This is a genomic window from Nocardia sp. XZ_19_231 (assembly GCF_015355705.1).
Lineage (GTDB): Bacteria > Actinomycetota > Actinomycetes > Mycobacteriales > Mycobacteriaceae > Nocardia > Nocardia salmonicida.
Map to the genome: position 1 here is coordinate 65,040 of NZ_JACUZI010000010.1, position 21,073 is coordinate 86,112.

At 68.4% G+C, this 21,073-nt stretch carries 15 protein-coding genes; 7 read left to right on the plus strand and 8 right to left on the minus strand.

Annotated features, from left to right (window positions below):
* Window positions 1–102: 102 nt before the first annotated feature.
* Both IBJ82_RS30410 and gnd read right to left on the minus strand, forming a co-directional pair.
* Entirely contained in the window at window positions 103–801 is a 699-nt protein-coding gene (locus tag IBJ82_RS30410) for a hypothetical protein (RefSeq protein ID WP_194829433.1), read from the minus strand.
* A gap of 327 nt (window positions 802–1,128) precedes the next feature.
* Window positions 1,129–2,160 carry a phosphogluconate dehydrogenase (NAD(+)-dependent, decarboxylating) gene (gene gnd, locus IBJ82_RS30415; RefSeq protein WP_194829434.1) on the minus strand — a complete coding sequence of 344 codons (1,032 nt, stop codon included), beginning with the start codon at window positions 2,158–2,160 and terminating at the stop codon, window positions 1,129–1,131.
* 302 nt (window positions 2,161–2,462) lie between these two features.
* On the opposite strand from gnd, the gene IBJ82_RS30420 reads away from it, so the two are divergent.
* Window positions 2,463–4,322: a VanW family protein gene (locus IBJ82_RS30420; RefSeq protein ID WP_194829435.1), complete on the plus strand. Its 1,860-nt coding sequence runs from the start codon at window positions 2,463–2,465 to the stop codon at window positions 4,320–4,322.
* A gap of 60 nt (window positions 4,323–4,382) precedes the next feature.
* Here IBJ82_RS30420 and IBJ82_RS30425 read toward each other — a convergent pair whose 3' ends face one another.
* From IBJ82_RS30425 to IBJ82_RS30435, 3 genes are all read right to left on the minus strand, one after another.
* Window positions 4,383–5,585, minus strand: a complete 1,203-nt coding sequence (locus IBJ82_RS30425; RefSeq protein WP_370585547.1) for a DUF5685 family protein — start codon at window positions 5,583–5,585, stop codon at window positions 4,383–4,385.
* 60 nt (window positions 5,586–5,645) lie between these two features.
* Entirely contained in the window at window positions 5,646–6,245 is a 600-nt protein-coding gene (locus IBJ82_RS30430) for a TetR/AcrR family transcriptional regulator (protein WP_056823668.1), read from the minus strand.
* 86 nt (window positions 6,246–6,331) lie between these two features.
* Window positions 6,332–7,510, minus strand: a complete 1,179-nt coding sequence (locus tag IBJ82_RS30435; RefSeq protein WP_194829436.1) for a glycoside hydrolase family 3 N-terminal domain-containing protein — start codon at window positions 7,508–7,510, stop codon at window positions 6,332–6,334.
* 116 nt (window positions 7,511–7,626) lie between these two features.
* Between IBJ82_RS30435 and IBJ82_RS30440 the strand changes: the two genes are divergently transcribed.
* The 4 genes from IBJ82_RS30440 to IBJ82_RS30455 all read left to right on the plus strand — a co-directional run bounded on the left by IBJ82_RS30440 (window position 7,627) and on the right by IBJ82_RS30455 (window position 13,757).
* Window positions 7,627–8,094: a universal stress protein gene (locus tag IBJ82_RS30440; protein WP_056823671.1), complete on the plus strand. Its 468-nt coding sequence runs from the start codon at window positions 7,627–7,629 to the stop codon at window positions 8,092–8,094.
* Between the two features lie 57 nt (window positions 8,095–8,151).
* Window positions 8,152–9,249, plus strand: a complete 1,098-nt coding sequence (locus tag IBJ82_RS30445) for an isochorismate synthase MenF (protein WP_194829437.1) — start codon at window positions 8,152–8,154, stop codon at window positions 9,247–9,249.
* A gap of 67 nt (window positions 9,250–9,316) precedes the next feature.
* Entirely contained in the window at window positions 9,317–9,487 is a 171-nt protein-coding gene (locus IBJ82_RS30450; protein ID WP_022566695.1) for a DUF2613 domain-containing protein, read from the plus strand.
* Complete coding sequence (locus tag IBJ82_RS30455; protein WP_194829525.1) at window positions 9,468–13,757, plus strand: alpha-(1->3)-arabinofuranosyltransferase; 4,290 nt, start codon at window positions 9,468–9,470, stop codon at window positions 13,755–13,757. Before IBJ82_RS30450 ends, IBJ82_RS30455 begins: the two co-directional genes overlap by 20 nt.
* A 7-nt stretch (window positions 13,758–13,764) precedes the next feature.
* Here the strand turns inward: IBJ82_RS30455 and IBJ82_RS30460 are convergent, their stop codons facing one another.
* A complete protein-coding gene (locus IBJ82_RS30460; RefSeq protein ID WP_194829438.1) occupies window positions 13,765–14,955 on the minus strand; it encodes an acyltransferase in 1,191 nt (396 codons plus the stop codon).
* A gap of 146 nt (window positions 14,956–15,101) precedes the next feature.
* Here IBJ82_RS30460 and IBJ82_RS30465 point away from each other — a divergent pair, with 146 nt between their 5' ends.
* Window positions 15,102–16,292, plus strand: coding sequence for a DUF3068 domain-containing protein (locus IBJ82_RS30465; RefSeq protein ID WP_194829439.1), 1,191 nt, complete (start codon window positions 15,102–15,104; stop codon window positions 16,290–16,292).
* A 59-nt stretch (window positions 16,293–16,351) separates the two neighbouring features.
* Here the strand turns inward: IBJ82_RS30465 and IBJ82_RS30470 are convergent, their stop codons facing one another.
* Window positions 16,352–17,575 carry a polysaccharide biosynthesis protein gene (locus tag IBJ82_RS30470; RefSeq protein ID WP_228537901.1) on the minus strand — a complete coding sequence of 408 codons (1,224 nt, stop codon included), beginning with the start codon at window positions 17,573–17,575 and terminating at the stop codon, window positions 16,352–16,354.
* Between the two features lie 211 nt (window positions 17,576–17,786).
* On the opposite strand from IBJ82_RS30470, the gene IBJ82_RS30475 reads away from it, so the two are divergent.
* Window positions 17,787–19,607 carry a hypothetical protein gene (locus IBJ82_RS30475; RefSeq protein WP_194829440.1) on the plus strand — a complete coding sequence of 607 codons (1,821 nt, stop codon included), beginning with the start codon at window positions 17,787–17,789 and terminating at the stop codon, window positions 19,605–19,607.
* Window positions 19,608–19,628: 21 nt separating this feature from the next.
* On the opposite strand, the gene IBJ82_RS30480 is transcribed toward IBJ82_RS30475, so the two are convergent.
* On the minus strand, window positions 19,629–20,792 hold the full coding sequence (locus IBJ82_RS30480; protein ID WP_194829441.1) for a glycosyltransferase family 4 protein: 1,164 nt from the start codon (window positions 20,790–20,792) through the stop codon (window positions 19,629–19,631).
* Window positions 20,793–21,073: the final 281 nt, after the last annotated feature.

Genomic DNA, 21,073 nt, shown 5'->3' on the forward strand with positions numbered 1-21,073 from the left:
TGAACAAGAGTCCTCACAGAGTTCGAATCGAATTGCGCCACACAGAGAATGGTGCGCCGGGACGGCAGCGCGAGTCCGTCCCGGCGACCAGGTGCTACGCGATCAACTACCGATCAGATCGCCCAGCACGTCGGAGATGATGTCGCTCAGCGAGCCGGTGGAGCTCAGCTGGCCATCATCGGAACCCAGCCCGTTGTCGCCGAGGCTGCCGATCACCGTCTCGCCGGCGTTGGCGCCGCGCGCGGTGAAACAGGCGGTGAGGCCGGGCAGTTCATTGCCGACGCCCACGGTGCCCGCGACCCCGACACCACCACTGGTGACCATCTGGCCTGCCTTGACGCCGCTCGGCACCGGGTAGGTGATGGTCAACGTGACCGGGTTGCCGGAGTTGACGAACCAGCCGGTGCTCGTCACCTTCCAGCCGCCCGCGTTGGGCACGGCGGTGACGTCCTCGGTGACCTGACCGCCGACCGCGTGATAAGCGGTGATGGTGGCCTTGGTCGGCGCGCCGAAGCCGACCGGCGGGAAGTCGGTGATGGTGTTGACGTACGGGTTGCCGATCCCGGTGGTCCCGACGATCACCTTGTAGGTGACCGAGGTGCCGACGCCGATCTGCTCGGCGCTGGCGATCTTGTCGTAGACGTGGGTGACACCGACGGTGCTCCAGTCCTGTTTGGTGTCGTGACTGCTCACCGCGCAGGTGGCGGCGGCGGCGACGCCGGATCCAAGGCCGACACCGACACCGGCTACGACCAGAGCGGTGGTGGCGACGCCCGCGGCGATACGCGAAGTCCGGAACATGATTTTCCTCCATAGCCCCGGCCGACACGGCCGGGGCGAATTCCTCATCAGGTGGGCTTTCCCCCCTCTGACCACAAGGTATAGGTCGGATTGGACGATTGTCCTGGAAAATAGGAACGTGTTCTTATTTTGTGGAACATCGTCGTTTTACTCTGCGGCACGGGTAGGATCCGAGAATTTTCGATCCTCCTGAATCCGTCCGAAAACGCGACAACCGACCCTCCGTCTGGCGACGAAGGGCCGGTTGCGGGTGTCTAGGGGGCTATCACTTAGTTCTGCGGCAGTTCGTTGTGGCCACCGAACGCCTTTCGGGATATGCGCGTCCGGCTACTTCTGCGGCAGCTCGTTGTGGCCACCGAACGCCTTTCGCATGGCAGAGAGCATCTTGTCGGCGTAGAGGGCCTGGCCGCGGGAGGAGAAGCGCTGGTAGAGGGCGGCGGAGAGAATCGGGACGGGGACCGCGGTGTCGATGGCGGCGTCGATGGTCCAGCGGCCTTCGCCGGAGTCGGAGACTCGACCACCGTAGGAGTCCAGGTCGGGGTCGGCGACCAGGGCCGCTGCGGTGAGATCGAGGAGCCAGGAGGCGACGACCGAACCGCGACGCCACACCTCGGTGATGGCCGGGATGTCCAGGTCGTACATGTAGTACTCGGGGTGCTCCATCGGCGTCTCCTCGGCGGAGTGTTCACCGTGCAGGTACTCCGAGCCCGCGTTGGCGTGCTTCAGAATGTTGAGACCCTCGGCGTACGCGCCCATCGCGCCGTACTCGATGCCGTTGTGCACCATCTTCACGAAGTGGCCCGCACCGTGCGGACCGCACAGCAGATAGCCCTCCTCCGCCTGCGACGGCTCACCGGTGCGGCCGGGGGTGCGTGGGGCCGACTCGTAGCCGGGAGCGATGGTCTTCAGCAGCGGCTCCAGATAGTCGACCTGGGCCTTGTTCCCGCCGATCATCAGGCAGTAGCCGCGCTGTAGGCCGAAAACGCCGCCCGAGGTGCCGATGTCGAGGTAGTGAATGCCCTTGGGCTCCAGCGCCTTCGCGCGTTTGATGTCCTCGTGGTAACGACTGTTACCGCCGTCGATGATGATGTCGCCCGGCTCGAGTAGCTCAGCGACGTTCTCGATCACCGCACCGGTGGCACCAGCCGGGATCATCACCCACACCACGCGGGGAACCTCGAGCCTGCCGATGAAATCGGCCAGCTCGGTCGTACCGCTGAACTTGTCACCGAGCTCGGATTCCAGGTCGGCGAGGGGCCCTGGGCTGCGCTCGTACCCCACGGCGGTGTGCCCGTCGCGCACGATCCGGCGCACGATGTTGGCACCCATCCGGCCGAGGCCGATCATTCCCAGCTGCATCAGTTCTCCTCGTTGTCCGGTCCGTGGTGTCGAGTCTCACCTCGATTGTCTCGCGCCCCCGCGACCTCGGCCGTGTCGGCGTCGCCCCGCGCGCCGAAATTCTTCCGAATGGGCTGTAACGCCCCGCTCCGGGCCACGATAAACAGATCGGCTCCGTGTAGTTGCCAGACCCCCGACCCGGCAACTACACGGAGCCTTTCTGCTGCCCCCGACCCGGTGCCGAGCTGCCGAGCGCGCCGAAGCGCGTTACCCTCGGGCCGGACCCCGCAAACATTCGGGGCCAACCTAACGGAAGGACCTCCGTGCCCAGCGAGTCGACCGCCGGACAACCGGCCGACCGAAGGGGCGAGGTCGGATTACGCAAGCTGCTCGAGTCAAATCGCACTTTCGATCCGGACACCACCGCCCTCACCCAGCCCCTGAACACCGTGACCCGCGATCGCTGGTCACCCACTCCCGGCCCGGCGGGCAACCAGCCGCCGACCCCGCCGGGCAATCAGCAGCTGGTCAAGCGAATCGGGATCGCGGTCGGCGCCGTGCTGGCCGTCGGAACCGCCGCCTACCTGGCCGACCTCGCGTTGAGCACGGGTGAGGTGGCGCGCGGCGTCGTCGTCGCCGGTATCGACATCGGTGGGATGGACCAGAGCGAAGCCGACGCGCTGCTGCACTCCGAACTCGGCCCCAAGGCGGAACGACCGCTACCCGTACAGATCGGTGACGTGCAGGCGAGCATGGTGCCCGCCGCTGCCGGTCTGTCGGTGGACTACGACCGCACCTGGGACGCCGTCGGCAGCCAGCCGTTGAACCCGGTGAGCCGACTGATCTCCCTGTTCGGCACCCGCGAGGTGCCGGTATCGAGCACCGTCGACACCGCGGCGCTCGACGCACAGCTCGCCGATTTCCGCGTCCACGACAATCCGACCGTCGAAGGCACGGTGCGGTTCGAGAACGGCAGACCCGTCGCGGTCGCGCCGGTACCCGGCCGGGTGCTCGACACCGAGGCCGCGCGCGCCACCATCACCGACCGCTGGGCCGCGAGCAGCCAACTGGATCTGCCCGTGGTGGCCGCACCCGTGGCCGTGCGCACCGATGCCGTACAGGCGGCGTTACGCGAGATCGCGACGCCGGCTGTCGCGTCACCGATCACCGTGTCCGGCAAGGACGTGCAAGCCTCGCTGACCACCGATCAGATCGCCGACGTGCTCGGTTTCGTCCCCGACGGCAACGGCGGGCTGGCGCCCCAGATCAACAACGACGCCGTAATCGCCTTGCTCGCACCGCAATTGGCGAAGTCCGAGGTGGAACCCAAGGACGCCACCTTCACGGTCGGCGCGGGCAAGCCGACCGTCGTGCCCGCTGTGGTCGGCGAGAAGGTCGACTGGCCCAAGACGCTGGAGAAGCTGCCCGCCCTGCTCACGCAGTCGGGTCCGCGCACCACCCCGGTGGTGTATCAGCGCGTCGAGCCCAAGCTCACCACCGAGGCCGCGAACGCGCTCGGAGTGAACGAGACGATCGGCCAGTTCACCACCGGCGGCTTCAGCGGACCCTCCGGAGTGAACATCCGCACCGTCGCCGCCAAGGTCGACGGCGCGGTGATCAAGCCGGGAGATTCGTTCTCGCTCAACGAATTCACCGGTCCGCGTACGGCCGCGGAAGGCTATGTGGAGTCGGGCATCATCGACAAGGGCAGGCCGAGTACCGCGGTCGGCGGCGGCATCAGCCAGTTCGCCACCACGCTCTACAACGCGGCCTACTTCGCCGGGATGGAAGACGGCGGACACACCGAGCACAGCTACTACATCTCGCGCTACCCGGCCGCGCGCGAGGCGACCGTGTTCGACGGTGCGATCGACCTGGCGTTCCGCAATACCGGCACGACCGGTGTCTACATTCAGGCGGTCGCCACCGGATCCGAGATCACCGTGCGGTTGTGGGGCACCAAAACCGTGAACGTGGAATCGATTACGGGTGAGAAGTCGAAGCCGACCGAGCCCAACGAGGTCGTCCTGCCCAAGGGCAAGGACTGCATCGCCTCCGAGGGTGCGCCCGGCTTCACCATCTCCGACACCAGGGTGATCACCGACGCGAAGTCCGGCGCCCAGGTGTCGCGGCATACGCGGACCGTGAAGTACGACCCGATCCCGGTCGTGAAGTGCGAGTAGAGGTTCGACGGTAAGAGGCTCGCGCGGTAGGCGGATTCGCCACCGCGCGAGCCTTTTTCGTCAGCAGCTGCAATCGCAACTGCAGTCGCCGCAGCAGCAGTCCTCGCCGCAGCAGTTACCGCAGCATTCACCGCAATCGCAGCAACTGCCGCAGTCGCAGTTCTTGGCCCAGGCGTCCTTCTGTTCGCCGGTGCACGGGCTGGTGTGGTCGACACAGCAGGCCATGCCGGTGCAGTAGACGCCGAGGACCAGCCCGCCGGCCTTGAACGGACCAGGCCGGCCCGGGCGGCGACTCGGCGGCGTCGGGAACTCGTACGGCGAATGCTGTTGAGCCGTAACGGAAGTACGGCAGGCATGCCCGACCGCGATGCCGAGCCCACGGCCTAGGCTTCGCAGCAGGCTCGCCAGCGGATCGAGCAGCGCCCAGCGCACGGTCGGCAGCTGATCCAGTTCGGCCTCGGCCGCGGCCCGACGGATGCGGGATTCGCTCTCGCGCAGCAGATCGTAGGCGCGGGGCATATCCGTGCCGGTGGCCTCCAGGGGATTGAAACGGCCGCGGGCACGGTCGCGTTCGAGGTCTTCGATGGCGTCGACCAGATGCGCGATACGACCGACGTGCCGACCGATCTCCTGGAGCGCGGCAACGTTTTCCGGGCGACCGGCCAGCGTGGCGGTATGTCCGAAGAGGGTGGCGGCACAGAGTTGAGTCGGCCCGGTGAGTTCGTCGAGCGAGATCGAACCCGGACCACCCGCACGCCCTTGCGCACTGAAGGCCGCCGCGCGGGACTCCAGCGAGGACTGGGTGGCGATCGCGTTCAGCATCGGCCGCACATCGAGCCCGATCAGGTCAGCCTGCTGCTCGGCTCGTGCCGCCCAGGTGTTCGACACCTTGCGCATCGGACCACGAGCGACAGCGGACGCATCACCGTCGTCGACGTGATCGCGAATCTTGGCCGCACCCAACAGCAGTGACGCGGTGGCGGCCAACCGCACGCCCGGCGCGCTCGCGGCGACCACCGAAGCGCGCTTCATCCCGCGCAGCGGACACGGGCCCGCGGTCGTACGCGCGCCGGCAACCGACTGCGCCTCGGTGAGCACACTGAGCACGATCGCATCGGTATTGGTTGCCGCACGGGCCAACTGACCGTGCCCGTCACGCAGACCCAGACACAGCCCGCACATGTGTGCCTGCCACTGCCCCGGATCGATGCCATATTTCGCCGCGCCGTGCGCACACGGCTTCAACACACCGAACACTGCCACCCCGTCTTTCGTGAAACGTCAACCGTGCACGATCGCAGCCGACGGGGCGGGGCGCAACCGCTAGTCGGTCTTCTTCCGACCGGCCAGACCGCGCCAGGCGAGATCGTCGAGCAGGTCGACCGCCTCGGCCACTTCGATCCGTCCGCTCGCGACCCGGTCGGCGATGGCCTCGCCCGCGCCGATCACCGCCGCCGCGACGACCTCGAAATTGGTACCGGGGTCGGCGTTCTTGGCGCTGGATTCCAACAGCTTCGCGGTGAGCTCGATGACGCGCTCACGGGCATTGTCGATTTCGGAGGCGAAAGTTTGCTGACCGATAGCCTGCCGGTAGAGAACCTGCCAGGACTGCCGATTGCGGTCGACGAAATCGAGGAAACCCTCCAGCGCGGTGCGGACCTGTTCGTGGGGGGTCAGTTGCGGGTTGCCCGCGGGCGCGACGGCTTCGATGAAACGTAGACCCTCGCGCTGGATGCACGCGCGAAACAGCTCGTCCTTGGAGCCGTAGTACAGGTAGAGCATCGGTTTGGAGATCTTCGCCTCGGCGGCGATGGCATCCATCGACGTGTCGTGGAAGCCTTTGCGCGCGAACACCTCGACCGCGGCATCGAGCATCTGCTGCTCGCGAACCGCCCGGGGAAGTCGCTTGGTCCCGCCTGCCATCCACTCTCCTACCGCAGGGTGAACCACCTATCTTACTTCAAGGTAAGTTCACCCGCGCTCATTTGCCGCACAGTCGCCGGGCACGATCAGCAGCCCAGCGCTACGCCCTTGTAGCGCGCCATCCGCAGTACGGAAGTGTCGACCCGGTCGGCGGGCAGTTTGCCACTAGAGACCGACTGTTCCAAACGGTCGAGTACCTGCGGCACCGCATCGCTGCTGATCCACAGTGCGTTGTCGGCGCCCGCGACGAGGGTGGCCTCGACCGCGTCGACGATGGACATGCGGGCGGTGATGGCGGCCATGCCGCTGAGATCGTCGGTGAAGATCGGACCGTTGAACGGCGGAGCGCCGTAGCCGGTGCCCTCACGCAGCAGCGTCATCGCGGCCGGGCTGATGCTGGCGGGCACACCGGGGTCGGTCAGGCCCGGGACGTCGAGGTGACCGACCATCACCGCCGCGCCGGAGTTCACCAGATCGCGGAACGGCACCAGGTCGGTGTTCTGCAACTGATCCAGCGGCGGGGTGGTCACGGCGCCGGTGTGCGAGTCGCCCGAGCCCGAGCCGTGGCCGGGGAAGTGCTTGATCACCGAACCGAGGCCAACCTCGTTGGACGCGCGGATGTAGGCGCCCGCGAATTCGGAGACGACCTTCGGATCGTCGCTGAAGGAGCGGTCGCCGATCACGCTGTCGTCGGGCTGGCTGCTGACGTCGACGTCGGGTGCGAAATCGACCGTGATGCCGACGTCCTTCAGCGCCTTCGACCTGGTCAGGGTGAACTGGTAGAACTGCTCAGGAGTCTGGGCCTGCGCGATCTCGCGGGCCGACGGCGCGGCGCCGATCACGTTCTTCGCGCGCGAGACACGCCCGCCCTCTTCGTCGATCGTCACCATCAGCGGCACCTTGGCCTGAGCTTTCACCGCGTCGAGCGCGGCGCGGTCGAGCAGGCTCGGGTCGGTCCAGCTGCCGACGAAGATGCCGCCCACCTGCTCCGAACTCACCACATTCGAGGCATCCGCCGAACCGGTGATGCCGACGGTCAGCAGCTGGGCGAGCTTCTCTCGCTGGGAGAGTTTGGCGAGATAGTCTGTGCCGCAATTGCTTTGGATCGGCGCCGCCGACGCGGGCGAACTCGACTCCCCGGCGACAGGGGGAGCGGCCACTGCGCTACTACTCGCTGCGGGCGTCGTCTCGTTCGACGAACCTCCCGAACAAGCGGTGGCAACGGCGGCGAGGACTGCGAACACGACCACAGGCGATTTCCGCATGCGCTCCACGTTAGCTCGCCCAGGACGCGAACCCCACAACGCCGGTTCGGATCGATACCCTCCACCCCGGGGGTAACCTGAGGAAAAAGCCGCTCCGACCAGCGCAGGAGGTCGCCATGGCATGCGATCGGATGCTCATCGCCTACGACGGTTCCGAACACGCCAAACGAGCCATCGAGTACGCCGGGCGGTTCCTGACCGCCGAACGCGCGATTCTGCTCACCGCATGGGAACCGATGGTGCGCCAGGCCGCGCGCATCTCCGGGATCTCCGGGGTGATGCAGCCGGACTGGGTGCCCGACGAAGAGGTGGAGGACATCGCCTACTCCGACGCCCGCAAGATCAACGCCGAAGGCGTACACCTGGCGAAACTGGCCGGGATCGACGCCGAACCGCGTACCGCCGAGTGCACGACCACGATCTGGAACGCCATCGTGGCTTGCGCCGATGAACTCGACGTCGACATCATCGTGGCCGGTACGCGCGGTTCCACCGGGTTGCGAGCGCTGCTGCACAGCAGCGTCGCCGAAGCGGTGCTCAAGCACGGCCATCGGCCGGTCTTCCTGGTGCCGCCCGACCAGTGAGAGTTCGATCGCTCTCCCGGATCGATGCCACGGTCTCGGAGTTATGGTCGAGACACCATGAACGAATTCCTGCTCGCTCGACCCGACACGGTGTTGCGGACATCGGGCGTGCGCGCGACCTATTCGGATCCTCGGCAGGCGGTCGCGGCCTTGCGTCAGACGACCGCGCCGAGGTTGATCGTCGGTGCGCTGCCGTTCGATCCGAGCGCGGCGGCCGCGCTCTGGCAGCCCGAGAGCGTGCTGCACACCGCGGGGCCGTGGCGGCCCGCCGCGATGCCTGCGTTGCCCGGCGTGCGGGTGGTGGCCGAGATACCCAGTGCCCCAGAACATGTGGCCCGGGTGACGAAGCTGGTCGAGCAACTCGGCGACCCCGCGAACGAGCTGCGCAAGGTGGTGGCCGCGCGGTCGATGGTGCTGGCGGCCGACGCTCCGCTGGAACCGGAGGTGCTGGCCGGTCACCTGCTCATCAGGCATCCGAATGCCGCTGTGTACGCGGTAGATCTGTCCGCGGCGGGGCGAGCGGGCGAGACGCTGATCGGCGCGACGCCCGAAGTACTGGTCGCACGGCGCGGCGATCGCGTGAGCCTGCATCCGCTCGCCGGAACCCTCCCGCGCCTGGCCGACCCAGCCGATGACGCGAAGCAGGCCGCAGCGCTGTTGTCCAGCACCAAGAATCACGACGAGCACGCCTTCGTGATCGATTGGATCCGTCAACAACTGGCGCCGGTCTGCGCGGAGCTCCACATCCCCGACGCGCCCGAACTCCTCGGCACCGAACAGGTCTGGCACCTCGCCACGCCCATCCACGGCGTGCTGCGCGATTCGTCGACCACCGCGCTCGACCTAGCGCTGCTGCTGCACCCGACCCCCGCCGTCAACGGCACGCCCTTCGCCGCCGCGCTCGACGCCATCACCGCCGACGAACCGTGGCGCGGGTTCTACGGCGGGGCGGTGGGCTGGTGTGACGACGACGGCGACGGCGAATGGGTCGTGGCGATTCGCGGCGGCGAACTATCGGCCGATCAGCGCGTCCTTCGAGCCAGTGCGGGCGGCGGGATCGTGGCGGCCTCCGATCCCATGGCGGAGCTGGCCGAGACGACCGCCAAACTTCGCACCCTGCTCGACGCCCTGCGTTGCGAGCTGCCCAACGACTGACCGAGCCCGATAGACCTGCTAGGTTTGCCGGAGACAGGCCCCGACGCCGAGCGTATTGGAGTGCGCGATGAAGTTTGCTGTTCCGGCTGTTGCCAGCGCGGTCGGCGGCGCCTTGCTGAGCGCGATCGCCGTCTTCGCCATCACGGCGGCGGTGCAGCAGAACACGGCGCCCTCGATCGACCGCAGCGGTGACAAAGACTCCTCGCTGCTCAACGCACCTGAATACGGCAGCCGCTGAGGCTGACGCCCGCGCGTCGCGCCCCGCATCGGGGCAAGCGGACAAGGCGCCACTGGGTTGGCGCTGGCTCGTCGGCTCGGTAGTAGCCGCCTTCGTACTGACCTTCGCGCAGGCGCCCGGCCTCACCGTCGCCGATACCAAATACGACCTCGCGCAGAACCCGCTCGGCTTCCTCGCGCGGGCGTCGCACCTGTGGAGCAGCCAGGCCCCGATGGGCCAGGTCCAGAACCAGGCCTACGGCTACTTCTTCCCGCACGGCGCGTTCTTCTCCGCAGGGCACCTGCTGCACCTGCCCGCATGGGTCACCCAACGCGTCTGGTGGGCACTGCTGCTGCTCGCCGGGTTCTGGGGCATCGTCAAGCTGTGCGAAACGCTCGGCATCGGCTCGCGCGGGTCACGCGTGATCGCGGGCATCGCCTTCGCGTTGTCGCCGCGAGTGCTCACCACGCTCGGCTCGATCTCCTCGGAAACCCTGCCCATGATGCTGGCGCCGTGGGTTCTGCTCGCGCCCGCGGCACTCGGCACGGCGCTCGAACGACGGCGTGGCGGCCCGCTCTCTCCCGCGGGCAGTGCGTTGGCGTTGGCGCTGATGGGATCGGTCAATGCCGTGGCGACCGTGGCGGCGTTCCTGCCCGCGGCGCTGTGGTGGGCCTCCTATCGGCCGAATCGGCAGTGGTGGCGATTTACGCGGGCGTGGATTCCGCTGCTGGTCCTTGCCACTTTGTGGTGGGTGGTGCCGCTGCTGCTGCTCGGCAAGGTGAGTCCGCCGTTCCTCGATTTCATCGAATCGTCGGGGGTGACGACACAGTGGGCTGCGCTGAGCGAGGTGCTGCGCGGGACCGATAGTTGGACGCCGTTCGTTTCGCCGGAGCGGATCGCCGGTGCGGTGCTGGTGACCCAGCCTGCCGCGGTGCTGGCGACCGGCCTGCTCGCGGCGGCGGGCATGGCCGGACTCGCCCGGTCGACGATGCCGTTTCGGGGCAGATTCGCGCTGATCCTGTGCGTGGGGCTGGCGGGGATCTGCGCCGGGTATGTCGGGACGCTCGGTGGGCCGTTCGCCGAATCGGTGCGGATCTTCCTCGACTCCGGCGGTGCGCCGCTGCGGAATGTGCACAAACTCGAACCGCTGATCCGGCTGCCACTCGTCGTGGGGCTGGCACACCTGCTCGGTCGCGTCGCCCTGCCCGCCTCCGTGCCGATGCCGGTGTGGCGCAGCTCTTTCGCCCATCCCGAGCGCGATCGGCTCGTCGCGGTCGCCGCGCTGGTCCTGGCCGCGCTCACCCTCGCGACCTCACTGGCCTGGACCGGTCGACTCGCCCCGCGCGGCGCCTACGACCGGGTGCCCGCCTACTGGACCGATACCGCCGACTGGCTGGCCGACAATGCCGCCGACACCCGCGCGCTCGTGGTGCCCGGTGCGCCGTTCGGCAGTCAGATCTGGGGACTCACCCGCGACGAACCGCTGCAAGCCTTGGCGAGTACCCCATGGGCCGTGCGTGATTCGGTTCCGCTGAATCCGCCGGGCACGATTCGCGCGATGGATTCGGTGCAGCGGCTGATCGCCGACGGCAGGCCCTCGACCGGTCTCGCCGCGACCCTCGCCGACCAGGGCATCGGAATCCTGGTGTTGCGCAACGACCTCGACCCCGAGACGTCGCGTTCCACCCGGCCGATCCTGGCGCACCGCGCGATCGAGGGCTCACCGGGGTTGACCAAGGTGACCTCGTTCGGCGCGAATATCGGGCCGCGCGCGGCGGATGCGGGACTGGTGGTCGACAACGATCTGCTGCCCGCCTATCCGGCGGTCGAGATCTACCGGGTCGACGTGCCGCCGCCCGGCACGCCCGTCGACGTGCGCAGCGGCACCGGGGCGCCACCCGGATTCCCCGGCGCGTACACCACCCCGCTGGATTCGATCCCCGTCGTCCGAGGCGGTCCCGAGGTTCTCGAGCGTGTGCGTCGAGACGGCGAGAACCCCACGGCGCCGGTGCTTCTCGAAGCAGACGCGCATCGTGCCGGGTTGCCTCCACAGCCCGTATTGCTGACCGACACTCCGATGGATCGAGAGACCGACTTCGGCCGGGTCGACAATCACAACTCCGCGGTGCGCGCTCCCGATGACGCTCGGCGCACCCACAATCTGGTCTCCGACTACCCGGTCGACGGCACCGAACTCGTGCAGGGCGAGTGGTCGGGCGCGAAGGTCACCGCGTCCAGCTCCGCCGCCGACGCCACCCAGATCGGCGGGGCGGCGCCCGGTAGCTCCACCGCGGCCGCCGTGGACGGTGATCCGAGCACCGCGTGGATCAGCAATGGTTCCGAATTCGCTCTCGGGCAATGGATTCGACTCGATCTGGACAAGCCGATCGCCAATGGATCGCTGCGTTTCACCACCACGGCGGCGGCGCTCGGCGATACGGTGAAATGGGTCGAGGTGCGCACCGCGCGGGGCACGGTCTCGGCGCGGATCACCGAACCCGGTGAACCCGTGTCCGTCGCACTGCCCGCGGGCAAGTCCGACTGGGTGATGATCTCGGCCGCTCGCACCGAAACCGGCACCCGTGGTGGGCAATTCGGGATCAGCGAACTCACGCTCGACGACTATACGAATCGGGACGACCCTGTCCGCGTCGACATCCGGCACCGGGTCGTGCTTCCCGACGTCGCCGCGGGAACGATTGTCAGCGGGTGGGATCTCGGACAGGAATTCCTCGGTCGCGGTAACTGTTTCGACGGCCCCGACCGCGTGCACTGCAGCAAGGGACTCGGCTTGCCCGCCGAGGAACCCGGCATCTTCGGCCGCACCCTCTCGGTGCCGGAGCCGCTCACCGTCGGCACCGACCTCACCGTGCGCACACGACCCGGTCCCGCGCTGGAGGGGTTGCTCACCGACCCGGCCAGGCCGGTGGCTCGCGGCCGAGCCGATGTCGGCGACCTGCGCGGCGCCGCCTTCGCCGCCACCGATGGCGACCCGAAGACCACCTGGACCGCACCGGAGTCCACCGTGCGCGAGCTCGCAGGCGGCAGACCCACACTGGTACTGGAACTTCCGGAACCGACGACGGTGACCGGGCTCGACATCACCACCGCCCTCGGCGGGCTACCCGCCACCGCCACCTCCGTGGCGGTGAACCTGGGCAACGGCCCGCAGATCCGCGAACTGCCAGAACGCGAACACGGTGAACCGGCCCGGATCTCGCTGTACCCCACCGAAACCGATCGCGTCGAGATCACCATCCAGAGCTGGAACGAGGTTCTCGACCGCACCGCGCTCGGCTTCGTCCTCACCCAGCCCACGGGGCTGGCCGAAGTCGAAGTGCTCGGCCCCGAGTACCCCGCGCACGCGCCCGGCGACCGACTCGTCACCATCGGCTGCGATGTGGGACCGGTGATCGCCATCGGAGGACGCGCCGTCCACACGACGATCACCGCCACCGCCGACGAACTCCGCTCAGGTGCACCGGTTTCCGCCCAGCCGTGCCCGGAGGACGCGGCCGACATCGAACTCCTGCCCGGCCACCCCGACCTCACCGTCGCACCCACCGAACTGTTCACCGTCGACCGACTACGCCTGCCGCGCACCGACCCCTACCCCGGCAAAGCCGAGACCTCGACCGATGCCGTACCCACCGAGACCGCACCGGAAGACCCCGCCGAACCCACGCCGGCGGCGCCCGCCGATGTCCCGGATCCGGCTTCGGGTACTCAGCTGCTGGTTCTGCCGCTGAGTACCAATGTCGGCTGGCAGGCGCACACCGAGGACGGGCGCGAACTGTCGCCCATCGTTGTCGACGGTTGGCAGCAGGCCTGGCTCGTTCCGCCTGGAACCAGCGGCGAGATCACGGTGTCGTTCCCGGCCGACCGCTGGTATCGGCTGGCGATCTTCGGCGGACTGCTGTTGCTGATTCCCCTTGTGCTGCTTGTGATTCCGCGTCGACGTGCGGTTCCCGACGTCGATCCGGCACCGGGCACCTGGGGTGTCGGCTGGCTCGCGGCGATCGGGCTGACCGGCGTGATCGCTGTCATCTCCGGACCGTTCGGTGCGGGATTCACGCTGATCGCGTTGGGCTGCAACTACTTCCGGCCGGCGGTGACGGCTCGGACACTGCCCTGGCTCGCGGGCCTCGGGACGCTGATCTCCGCGGCGGCGCTGTCGACCGGGACCTGGCGCTCCGGCACCGAATACATGGGCGGCTCGCTGTGGGCCCAGGCACCGGCGATTGTCGCGGTCGTCGCCGTCGGGGTGGCGGCACTCCCACGCCGTCGCTGACCGCGAGTCAGCGCACCGCCGAGGTCTCGACCGATTCCGCCCCGGGTTCGACGCGCGCGGACGCGGTCCGCTTGTCCCAGCGGGCGGCCCAGCGGCGCGCGGGCTCTTCGATCAGGGCGAAACTTGCCGCGGCCAGCGGGAGGGTGAGCGCGGTGGTCAGGATGAGCACGTAGAGGAAGTGGCCGTGGAAAGGCATGATGCCGAACACGGGGAAGACCACGGTGAGCACCACTAGATGCCACAGGAAAATGCCGTAGGACCAGCGGCCGAAGATCGAAGCCGTTCGTGATTCCAGCCAGCGGTGGGGTGCGCCGGACCGGCGCAGTACCAGGGGCGCGAGCAGGCAGAAGCCGAGGATCGTGCCCAGCACCATCTTCATCGCGTACTGCCACGGCTGCGCGCGTTCCAGACCGGCCGGGCCGCCGTACTCGGTCGCCGAGAGCAGGAACGCCGCGAGTGCGACCGCCCACATCAAGGCCTGACTCGACAGGATTCGGGCCCATCGGACATCGGGTTTCGCGAGGTGAATCAGTTCCGCCAGGAGCATGCCCGCCGCGAACCACGGCAGGTAGGCGGGCAGCCAGTTGTCGGAGTGGATCGCGTCCGGCGTCGGGACCGGCCACAGATTCCAGGTCAGACACACCGCGATCAGCCCGCACAGCACCGGCACCCGCCACCGGGCCGCGGGGCCGCGCAGGCGCACGACCAGCCAGGCCAACAGCGGCAACACCAGGTAGAAGGCCATCTCCACCGACAGGCTCCACATCTGCGTGAGCCCATCGGTCAACGTCAACGGCACGAACACCTGCAACAGAAACAGATTCGACAACCACACCCGCAGGTTCGCCGAATGCGCCGCGCCGGGCAGCAACAGCAACACGAACACCACAACGACCCAGTACGCGGGCATGACCCTGGCCACCCGGTGCAACAGGTAGCGGGAGGTCTTCGGCGCCCGGCCGTGACCGTGCGCGGCCGCCGCGTGCGGGCGCCACAGCAGGAAACCCGACAGCGCGAAGAACACCGCGACCGCCATATCGAAGCGTTCCAGCAGCGGGCCGAGGACCTTTATCCCACTCGTTCCGGTCTGGAAAGCGACGTGGGTGACCAACACACCGAGCGCCGCCATCCCGCGCATTCCTTCGAGGGCGGGAATGAAGGCGCGCGGGGGCGAAACGGGGGCGGTGGCTGTCGTCATCGCAGTCCAGTCTGCCGTGTCGGCGATTTCCACGGCACAGCGCCGCACCTTCGGAGTCCGGGCTGTTAGTGTCGGGGCTCACGCGTGCCTGTGGTGCAATACCAGACCACCGGGCCATCCGTGTTCGAACGACGAGGAGAGTTTGCATGGCACTGAGTGCCGGTACCAGAAGAACGGTCGCCTGTGTGCTCGTGGGTCTGGGCGCGGCATTACTCGTCGCCGCGCTGATGATCCCCACCTACACGGTGAGCAAAGTCGCCAAGACTCCACTCGATCTCGAGATCACCACGATCGCGGAGAATCAGAAGGGCGAGGAAAGTCTCGTCCTCGACTCCAAGTCGTTGACCTCCGGTGAGGGTGCCGCCGTGGTGAACAAGGATGTGCCGCTGGTCTCCCAGCGTTTCGTCACCGTCGAGGAGCCCTCCGACGCCGACGATATGACGCTGCAGGCAGGTCAGACGCTGCGGCGCACCGACGTGCAGGGCGACACCGGCCTGCTCACCGCCGCCATCGACCGCGTCACCATCTCGCGTACCACCGGCATGCCGGTGGAGACCGACCCCAACGGGTCGATCGCGGTGACCGTGGACAAGGAAGGCAGCGTCATGGAGCCGGTGCAGCACACCGGCATCGGCTACCGCTTCCCGATCGGCACCGAGAAGAAGACCTACCCGTACTTCGACATCAATGTGCGCGAGTCCTTCGACGCGAACTTCATCGAAGAGACCGAGATCAACAACATGAAGGTGTACCACTTCCAGATGACCGCGCCGGTCACCAGCACCTGGGACGTCGTACAGTCGCCGACCAACCGGCTCACCCTGCCCGCCTCCAAGTGGGGCGTCGAGGGTGGCGACACCCCCGTCACCATGACGCGCTACTACACCAACGTGCGTGACCTGTGGGTCGAGCCGGAGACCGGCACCGTGATCAAGGGTGGGGAGTCGATCCACCTGTACTACGCGCGGTCCGGGGACAAGCCCGAGGTCACCGCGCTGAAGTCGCACCTGGTGTTCGACGAGGCGACCGTCGAGTCGCAGATCGCCATCGCCAAGGAGAACACCGACAAGCTGTCGCTGTTCGGCCGTGTGGTGCCGATCGTGTTCGGCGTGCTCGGTGTGTTGGCGTTGCTGGCGGGGTTGTTCCTCGGGCTGCGCGGTGGTGGCACTCCGGCTCATGCGAGTCCTCGTGGGACGCGCCCGACGCCTGCGCCTACTGCGGCGCCCGATGACCGTGGGGCCACTCGGTGGGACGGCGACGACGCGCCGACCACGCAGTTCCCTCGGGGGGACTATGACACGCCCACCGAGCAGATCAATACCGACAAGCGTCCCTGAGTTCTGACGCTGTTCGACGGCCCCGGTCATTGACCGGGGCCGTTGTTTTTGGGGCGCTGTCAGTCCAAATCGGGGCGCGCCGCGCCGGAGAGGGGCACTTCGGGGAGTTCCGGGACCTCGGGTGTGGTGCGGGCGGCTCGCAGGACCACGACGGCGACGATCGTGGTGGTGACGGCGGCTACGGAGACGGCGGTGCCGATCAGGGATTCGATGGTGCGGGCGAAGGCGAGCATCAGGGTTATCTCGATGGCCAGGCCGATCCAGGTGACGGCGGCCAGGGCGGTGCGTTCGACGGCGATCGCCGAGAGCAGAGCGCCCTGTAATACCGCCAGGATCGCGCCGTGCAGGGCGAACAGCCACAGCAGGCCCTGAATGGGGGCGTAATCGGCACCGGCGAACAGGGGGGCAAGGGGGGCGGCCAGCGCGGCGCCTATCACCGCGACCACGCCGATCGCCGATAACACCGAGAGCGCTTCGCGGATCGCACGGGCCGACTGGGTGGGCCGGGCCATGCGGGGATACAGCACGACGCCGACTGCTTGCGGCAGCCAGAACGCGATCTTGGTGGCGATGGTGCCCAGCGAATAGCGGCTCGCGTCGACCTCGTCGAGGACGATGCGGACCACGATCAGGTCGACCGAGGACAGTGCCATCAGCGCCGCCTGCACCTGGACAGCACGCAACACCGGCACGACGCCGACGGCCGCTGATTCTCGGCTGTCTCCGCCGCCGCTGCTGCCATCGGTCGACAGATCCGCCGCCGCGGTCGTCGAACGAGCGATTCGACCGGCGACGAACGCCGCGCCGACGATGCCCGCCGCACCCGCCCACAGCGCACCGGCAGCACCGCCGCCCAGCGCGAGCGCGAGCAGCGCGGGCGCCACCCTGGCCGTACCCGCCATCGCGAGCACCGTCGCGAGCGCGCGGAAGTGGTTGCCGCCCTGCAGGATTCCCTGTTCACCGGAGAGGATCACCAACGCGGGTGCCGCACCGAGCGCAGCGGCCGCGGCCCACACTCCTACGTTCAGCACGCCGGCCACCACCGGAATCAGCACCACGGCGACCACGGCGACCAACGCCGCGCACCGCCACATCATCGCCCGCACCGCCCGCAGCGACGCCCCGCGCACCACCTCTCGCGCGACCACGTTCTGCATGGCCAGGGCGGGAACCGCGCACAACAATTGCACCGCGAGCAGGCTCGCGAACTCGCTGTATCCCTCGACCCCCAACCAGCTCGCCGCCATCAGTTGCAGCAGGTAGCCGGCGACGTTGGCGGTCATCGCGCCAGCCGTCACCCACGTCAGGTCGGCGACAACGGGAGGGCGGCGGACTGAGGACACGCCTCATCGTCGCACCTGCCTGTGTTCGCCATCACGCCTACCCCGAAAATGTGAGTCCGAGCGGACTCACCTCGAGCGATTCCGCCCCGAACAGCGCCGATACGACCCCGGCCACGGCAACGCGCGACGGGACGTAAGGTGCGTGGACGTGATGAGTAGTGGGCGTGCAAGGGCCTTGGTGGCCGGATACTGCGCTCTGCTCACGATGATCATCGTCGGACCATTGGCCGGATCAGGCTATCTGCTGCTGCGGGACGCGGTGAGTACCCCGCGCTCGTACCTCACCGATTCGGCACTCGGCTTGGGCGCCGCCGCACCCCGCGCCGTTCCGCAAGATGCCTTGCTCGCGGTGCTCTCGCCCGTCATCGACGGCGGGATTCTCGTGAAGGCGATCCTGATCGTCGCGCTGTGGTCGGCCGGATACGGCGCGGCGGTACTCGCCCGACGATTCGTCTCCGCTTCTACCGGAGCACAATTGGTCGCCGCGACGCTCGCGTTGTGGAATCCGTATGTCGCCGAACGACTTCTCCAGGGTCACTGGAGCCTGCTCGCCGGATACGCCGCCCTCCCGTGGACCGCGCTGGCCGCCGCGCGCATCAGAACAGCAACGGGCGCAACAGAATCCAGCGCGACCCGACGCTTCGGCCACATGGGCTCGATCGGGGCGTGGGCTTCGCTGACCGCGAGTTTCGCCGCGGCCGGGTTGACGCCGACCGGTTCGTTGCTGGCCGCTGTCATCGGGCTCGCGCTGATCGGGCGGCGGGCCTTTCTCCCCGCAACTGTTGTCTGGGTCGTCACCTGCGTGCCCTGGCTGACCGCGACCGCGCTCGGATCGGGGGCCGAGCCGTCGGACCCGGCCGGGGTCTCGGCGTTCGCGGCCCGTGCCGAACCGTGGCTCGGCACGCTCGGCAGCCTCGCCGGGCTCGGTGGGATCTGGAACGGCGAGGCGGTACCGGCGAGCCGCACGACTCCGCTCGCCTTGCTCGGCACGCTCTTGCTGCTCGGCATCGTCGCCCTCGGAGCTCGGGCGGTGTGGGCGCTCGGCCGGGACGGACGGGCACTGCTGGTGATCGCGGCGGTGGCGATCGTGCTGCCCGCCCTCGGCGCGACCAGTTGGGGGATGGCGGCCGGGGAATGGCTGATGGTGCATGTCCCGGGCGCCGGGCTGCTGCGGGACACGCAGAAGTACGTCGCCTTGGCGATGCCCGCGTACGCGCTGTGCGCCGCGGCCGCGTGTCGAACCGTCGCGGCGGCGAGCCGCCGACTGCTGACAGATGGGCAGCCGGAGAGCGATCCCGATGCGGCAGACACCGAGTCGGTCTCCGATTTCGGAATACGTTCCACTGCAACGCTTTTCATTCTTCTCATCACCCTCCCTCTGGCCGATCTGGCCTGGGGAGTCGGCGGCGCGATGCGTCCCGTCCACTACCCCGCGGGCTGGCAGCAGGTCATCGACCATATCGATGCCCCCGGTGATATAGCTGTACTCCCCGGGGGAATGTTCCGCCGATTCTCTTACAGCGGAACAGCTCCCGTACTCGACCCCGCCCCTCGGATCCTCCCCCACGACGTCCTACAAACCGGCGAACTCCGCGTCCGCGGCTACGCGGTCACCGGCGAAGGCAACCGCGCCCGCACAGTCGAGGAAGCACTGCTCCGCGGCGCTCCGGCCACCGACCTGGCAGCCCTCGGCGTCGGCTGGATCCTCATCGAACGCACCACCCCCGGCCCCCTCGGCGCCTCCGAGAACACCCTCGCCACAGCCGAACTCGAATACCAGGACTCCGACCTCTCCCTCTACCGAGTCCCCTCCCCCACCTCCCTCGACACCGCCACCACAGCCCAACGCAGAATCTCCGCCGCAGCCCACCTTCTCTGGGCCGGACTCCTGCTCGCAGGACTGATCGGCGCCGCGCTACGCCCCTACCGCGCACCGCTGGAGCGTCGTCCGGCGAGCCGGAGCGTCCCTTAGCACTGCTGAGGATCGTCGCGCTCAGTCGCGCGACGCGACCAACCCGGAGACCCGTTCTCCGCAGGCCGCGGCGGCGAGAACCGTGTGGACCCCGGCGCCGGTCTGCTCCCAGGAGAACTCGTTGGCGCGGGATCGGGCTTTTTCGCCCATGACCAGTCTGATCTCGGGATCGGCGAGGAGGTCGGCGGCGGCCGAGGCGAGCGCGGGGGCGTCGTCGACGAGCAGGCCGGTGACGCCGTCGACGATCGAGTCGGTGAGGCCGCGGGAGCTGCGGTAGCCGATGGTGGGAACGCCGTGCTGGGCGGCTTCGATGACGGCCAGGCCCCAGCCTTCCTTGCGCGAGGGCATCACGTGCACCCAGGCGGTCGAGAGGATCTCGTGCTTGCGGCGTTCGTCGACGTGGCCGTGGAAGGTGACGGCGTCGGCGATGCCGAGGTCGTCGGCGCAGGCGCGCAGGTTGGGGGCCCACCAGCCGTCGCCGATGACGTCGAGGTGCACGTCGGGGAAGCGTTCGCGCAGGTGGGCGACGGCGGTGAGGGCGTCTTCGATCTGCTTGTGCGGGACCAGGCGCGACAGCACCGCGATGCGCGGGTGGGTGGCGCGGGTGTCATCGGCGCCGGGAACGACCTCGGCGGGGACCGGTTCGGCACCGTTGCGGACCACGGCGATGCGCTCACGGTCCACACCGAGCACCGACAGCTCCTCGGCGGAGGGTAGCGACACGGTGAGGTACTGGTTGTCGCGGTGCACGCGCGGGGACAGCGTGGATTCGATCCACCAGCCGATCCGCCCGACCAGGCGACCGGCGACGGGCCACTGCTCACGGTGCCCGTGATGCACCAGCACCACCGAGGGCACGCCCGTGGCTGTGGCGAAGAAGGGGATGCCGTTCTGGGTGTCGATCACGACGTCGGGGCGCACGCCGCGCAGCGGGCCGAAACCGAGCCGACCAGCCACGATAGCGGCCAGCGCGCGGGGGTAGACGGTGAAGCGCCCGCCCGCGCGACTGATGTCGATCCCGTCGATCCGCTCGCGCTTGGGAGCGCCCGGATACCCGGCCGTACGCAGGGTGACCTTGATGCCGCGCGCGGCTAGCTGCGCGCCGACCTGCTCCAGATACCGCTCGCTACCGCCACCCTGTGGGTGCCCGGTGTCACGCCAGCAGAGTAGGAGGACTTCACGCACGGTCGGGGCTCGCATTCGGTTCGGAGGAAGACAAACGTCGGACCCCACACTAGCTGGTGTGCTCTGCGTAACACGGACGGATCGACAGTGCCCGCCCAGACCGCGCGATCCACCCCAAACCCTCACCGCCCGCACCCACTCAACCACGCCAAACCCCACCCCGTTCACACCCCCCGAACCGAGACCGTTCACACCGCCCGAACCGAGCCCACAGACCCAACCCACCCACCACCAGCCGCGACCGAAGGGTCTGCCCATAAACTCCAGCCCGTGTCGACCGC

Coding starts and splice junctions, on each gene's coding strand:
- IBJ82_RS30410 (WP_194829433.1), bottom strand. CDS start 801: ATGTTCCGGACTTCGCGTATCGCCGCGGGCGTCGCCACCACCGCTCTG.
- gnd (WP_194829434.1), bottom strand. CDS start 2,160: ATGCAGCTGGGAATGATCGGCCTCGGCCGGATGGGTGCCAACATCGTG.
- IBJ82_RS30430 (WP_056823668.1), bottom strand. CDS start 6,245: ATGGCAGGCGGGACCAAGCGACTTCCCCGGGCGGTTCGCGAGCAGCAG.
- IBJ82_RS30435 (WP_194829436.1), bottom strand. CDS start 7,510: ATGCGGAAATCGCCTGTGGTCGTGTTCGCAGTCCTCGCCGCCGTTGCC.
- IBJ82_RS30440 (WP_056823671.1), top strand. CDS start 7,627: ATGGCATGCGATCGGATGCTCATCGCCTACGACGGTTCCGAACACGCC.
- IBJ82_RS30445 (WP_194829437.1), top strand. CDS start 8,152: ATGAACGAATTCCTGCTCGCTCGACCCGACACGGTGTTGCGGACATCG.
- IBJ82_RS30450 (WP_022566695.1), top strand. CDS start 9,317: ATGAAGTTTGCTGTTCCGGCTGTTGCCAGCGCGGTCGGCGGCGCCTTG.
- IBJ82_RS30460 (WP_194829438.1), bottom strand. CDS start 14,955: ATGACGACAGCCACCGCCCCCGTTTCGCCCCCGCGCGCCTTCATTCCC.
- IBJ82_RS30465 (WP_194829439.1), top strand. CDS start 15,102: ATGGCACTGAGTGCCGGTACCAGAAGAACGGTCGCCTGTGTGCTCGTG.
- IBJ82_RS30470 (WP_228537901.1), bottom strand. CDS start 17,575: ATGACCGCCAACGTCGCCGGCTACCTGCTGCAACTGATGGCGGCGAGC.
- IBJ82_RS30475 (WP_194829440.1), top strand. CDS start 17,787: ATGAGTAGTGGGCGTGCAAGGGCCTTGGTGGCCGGATACTGCGCTCTG.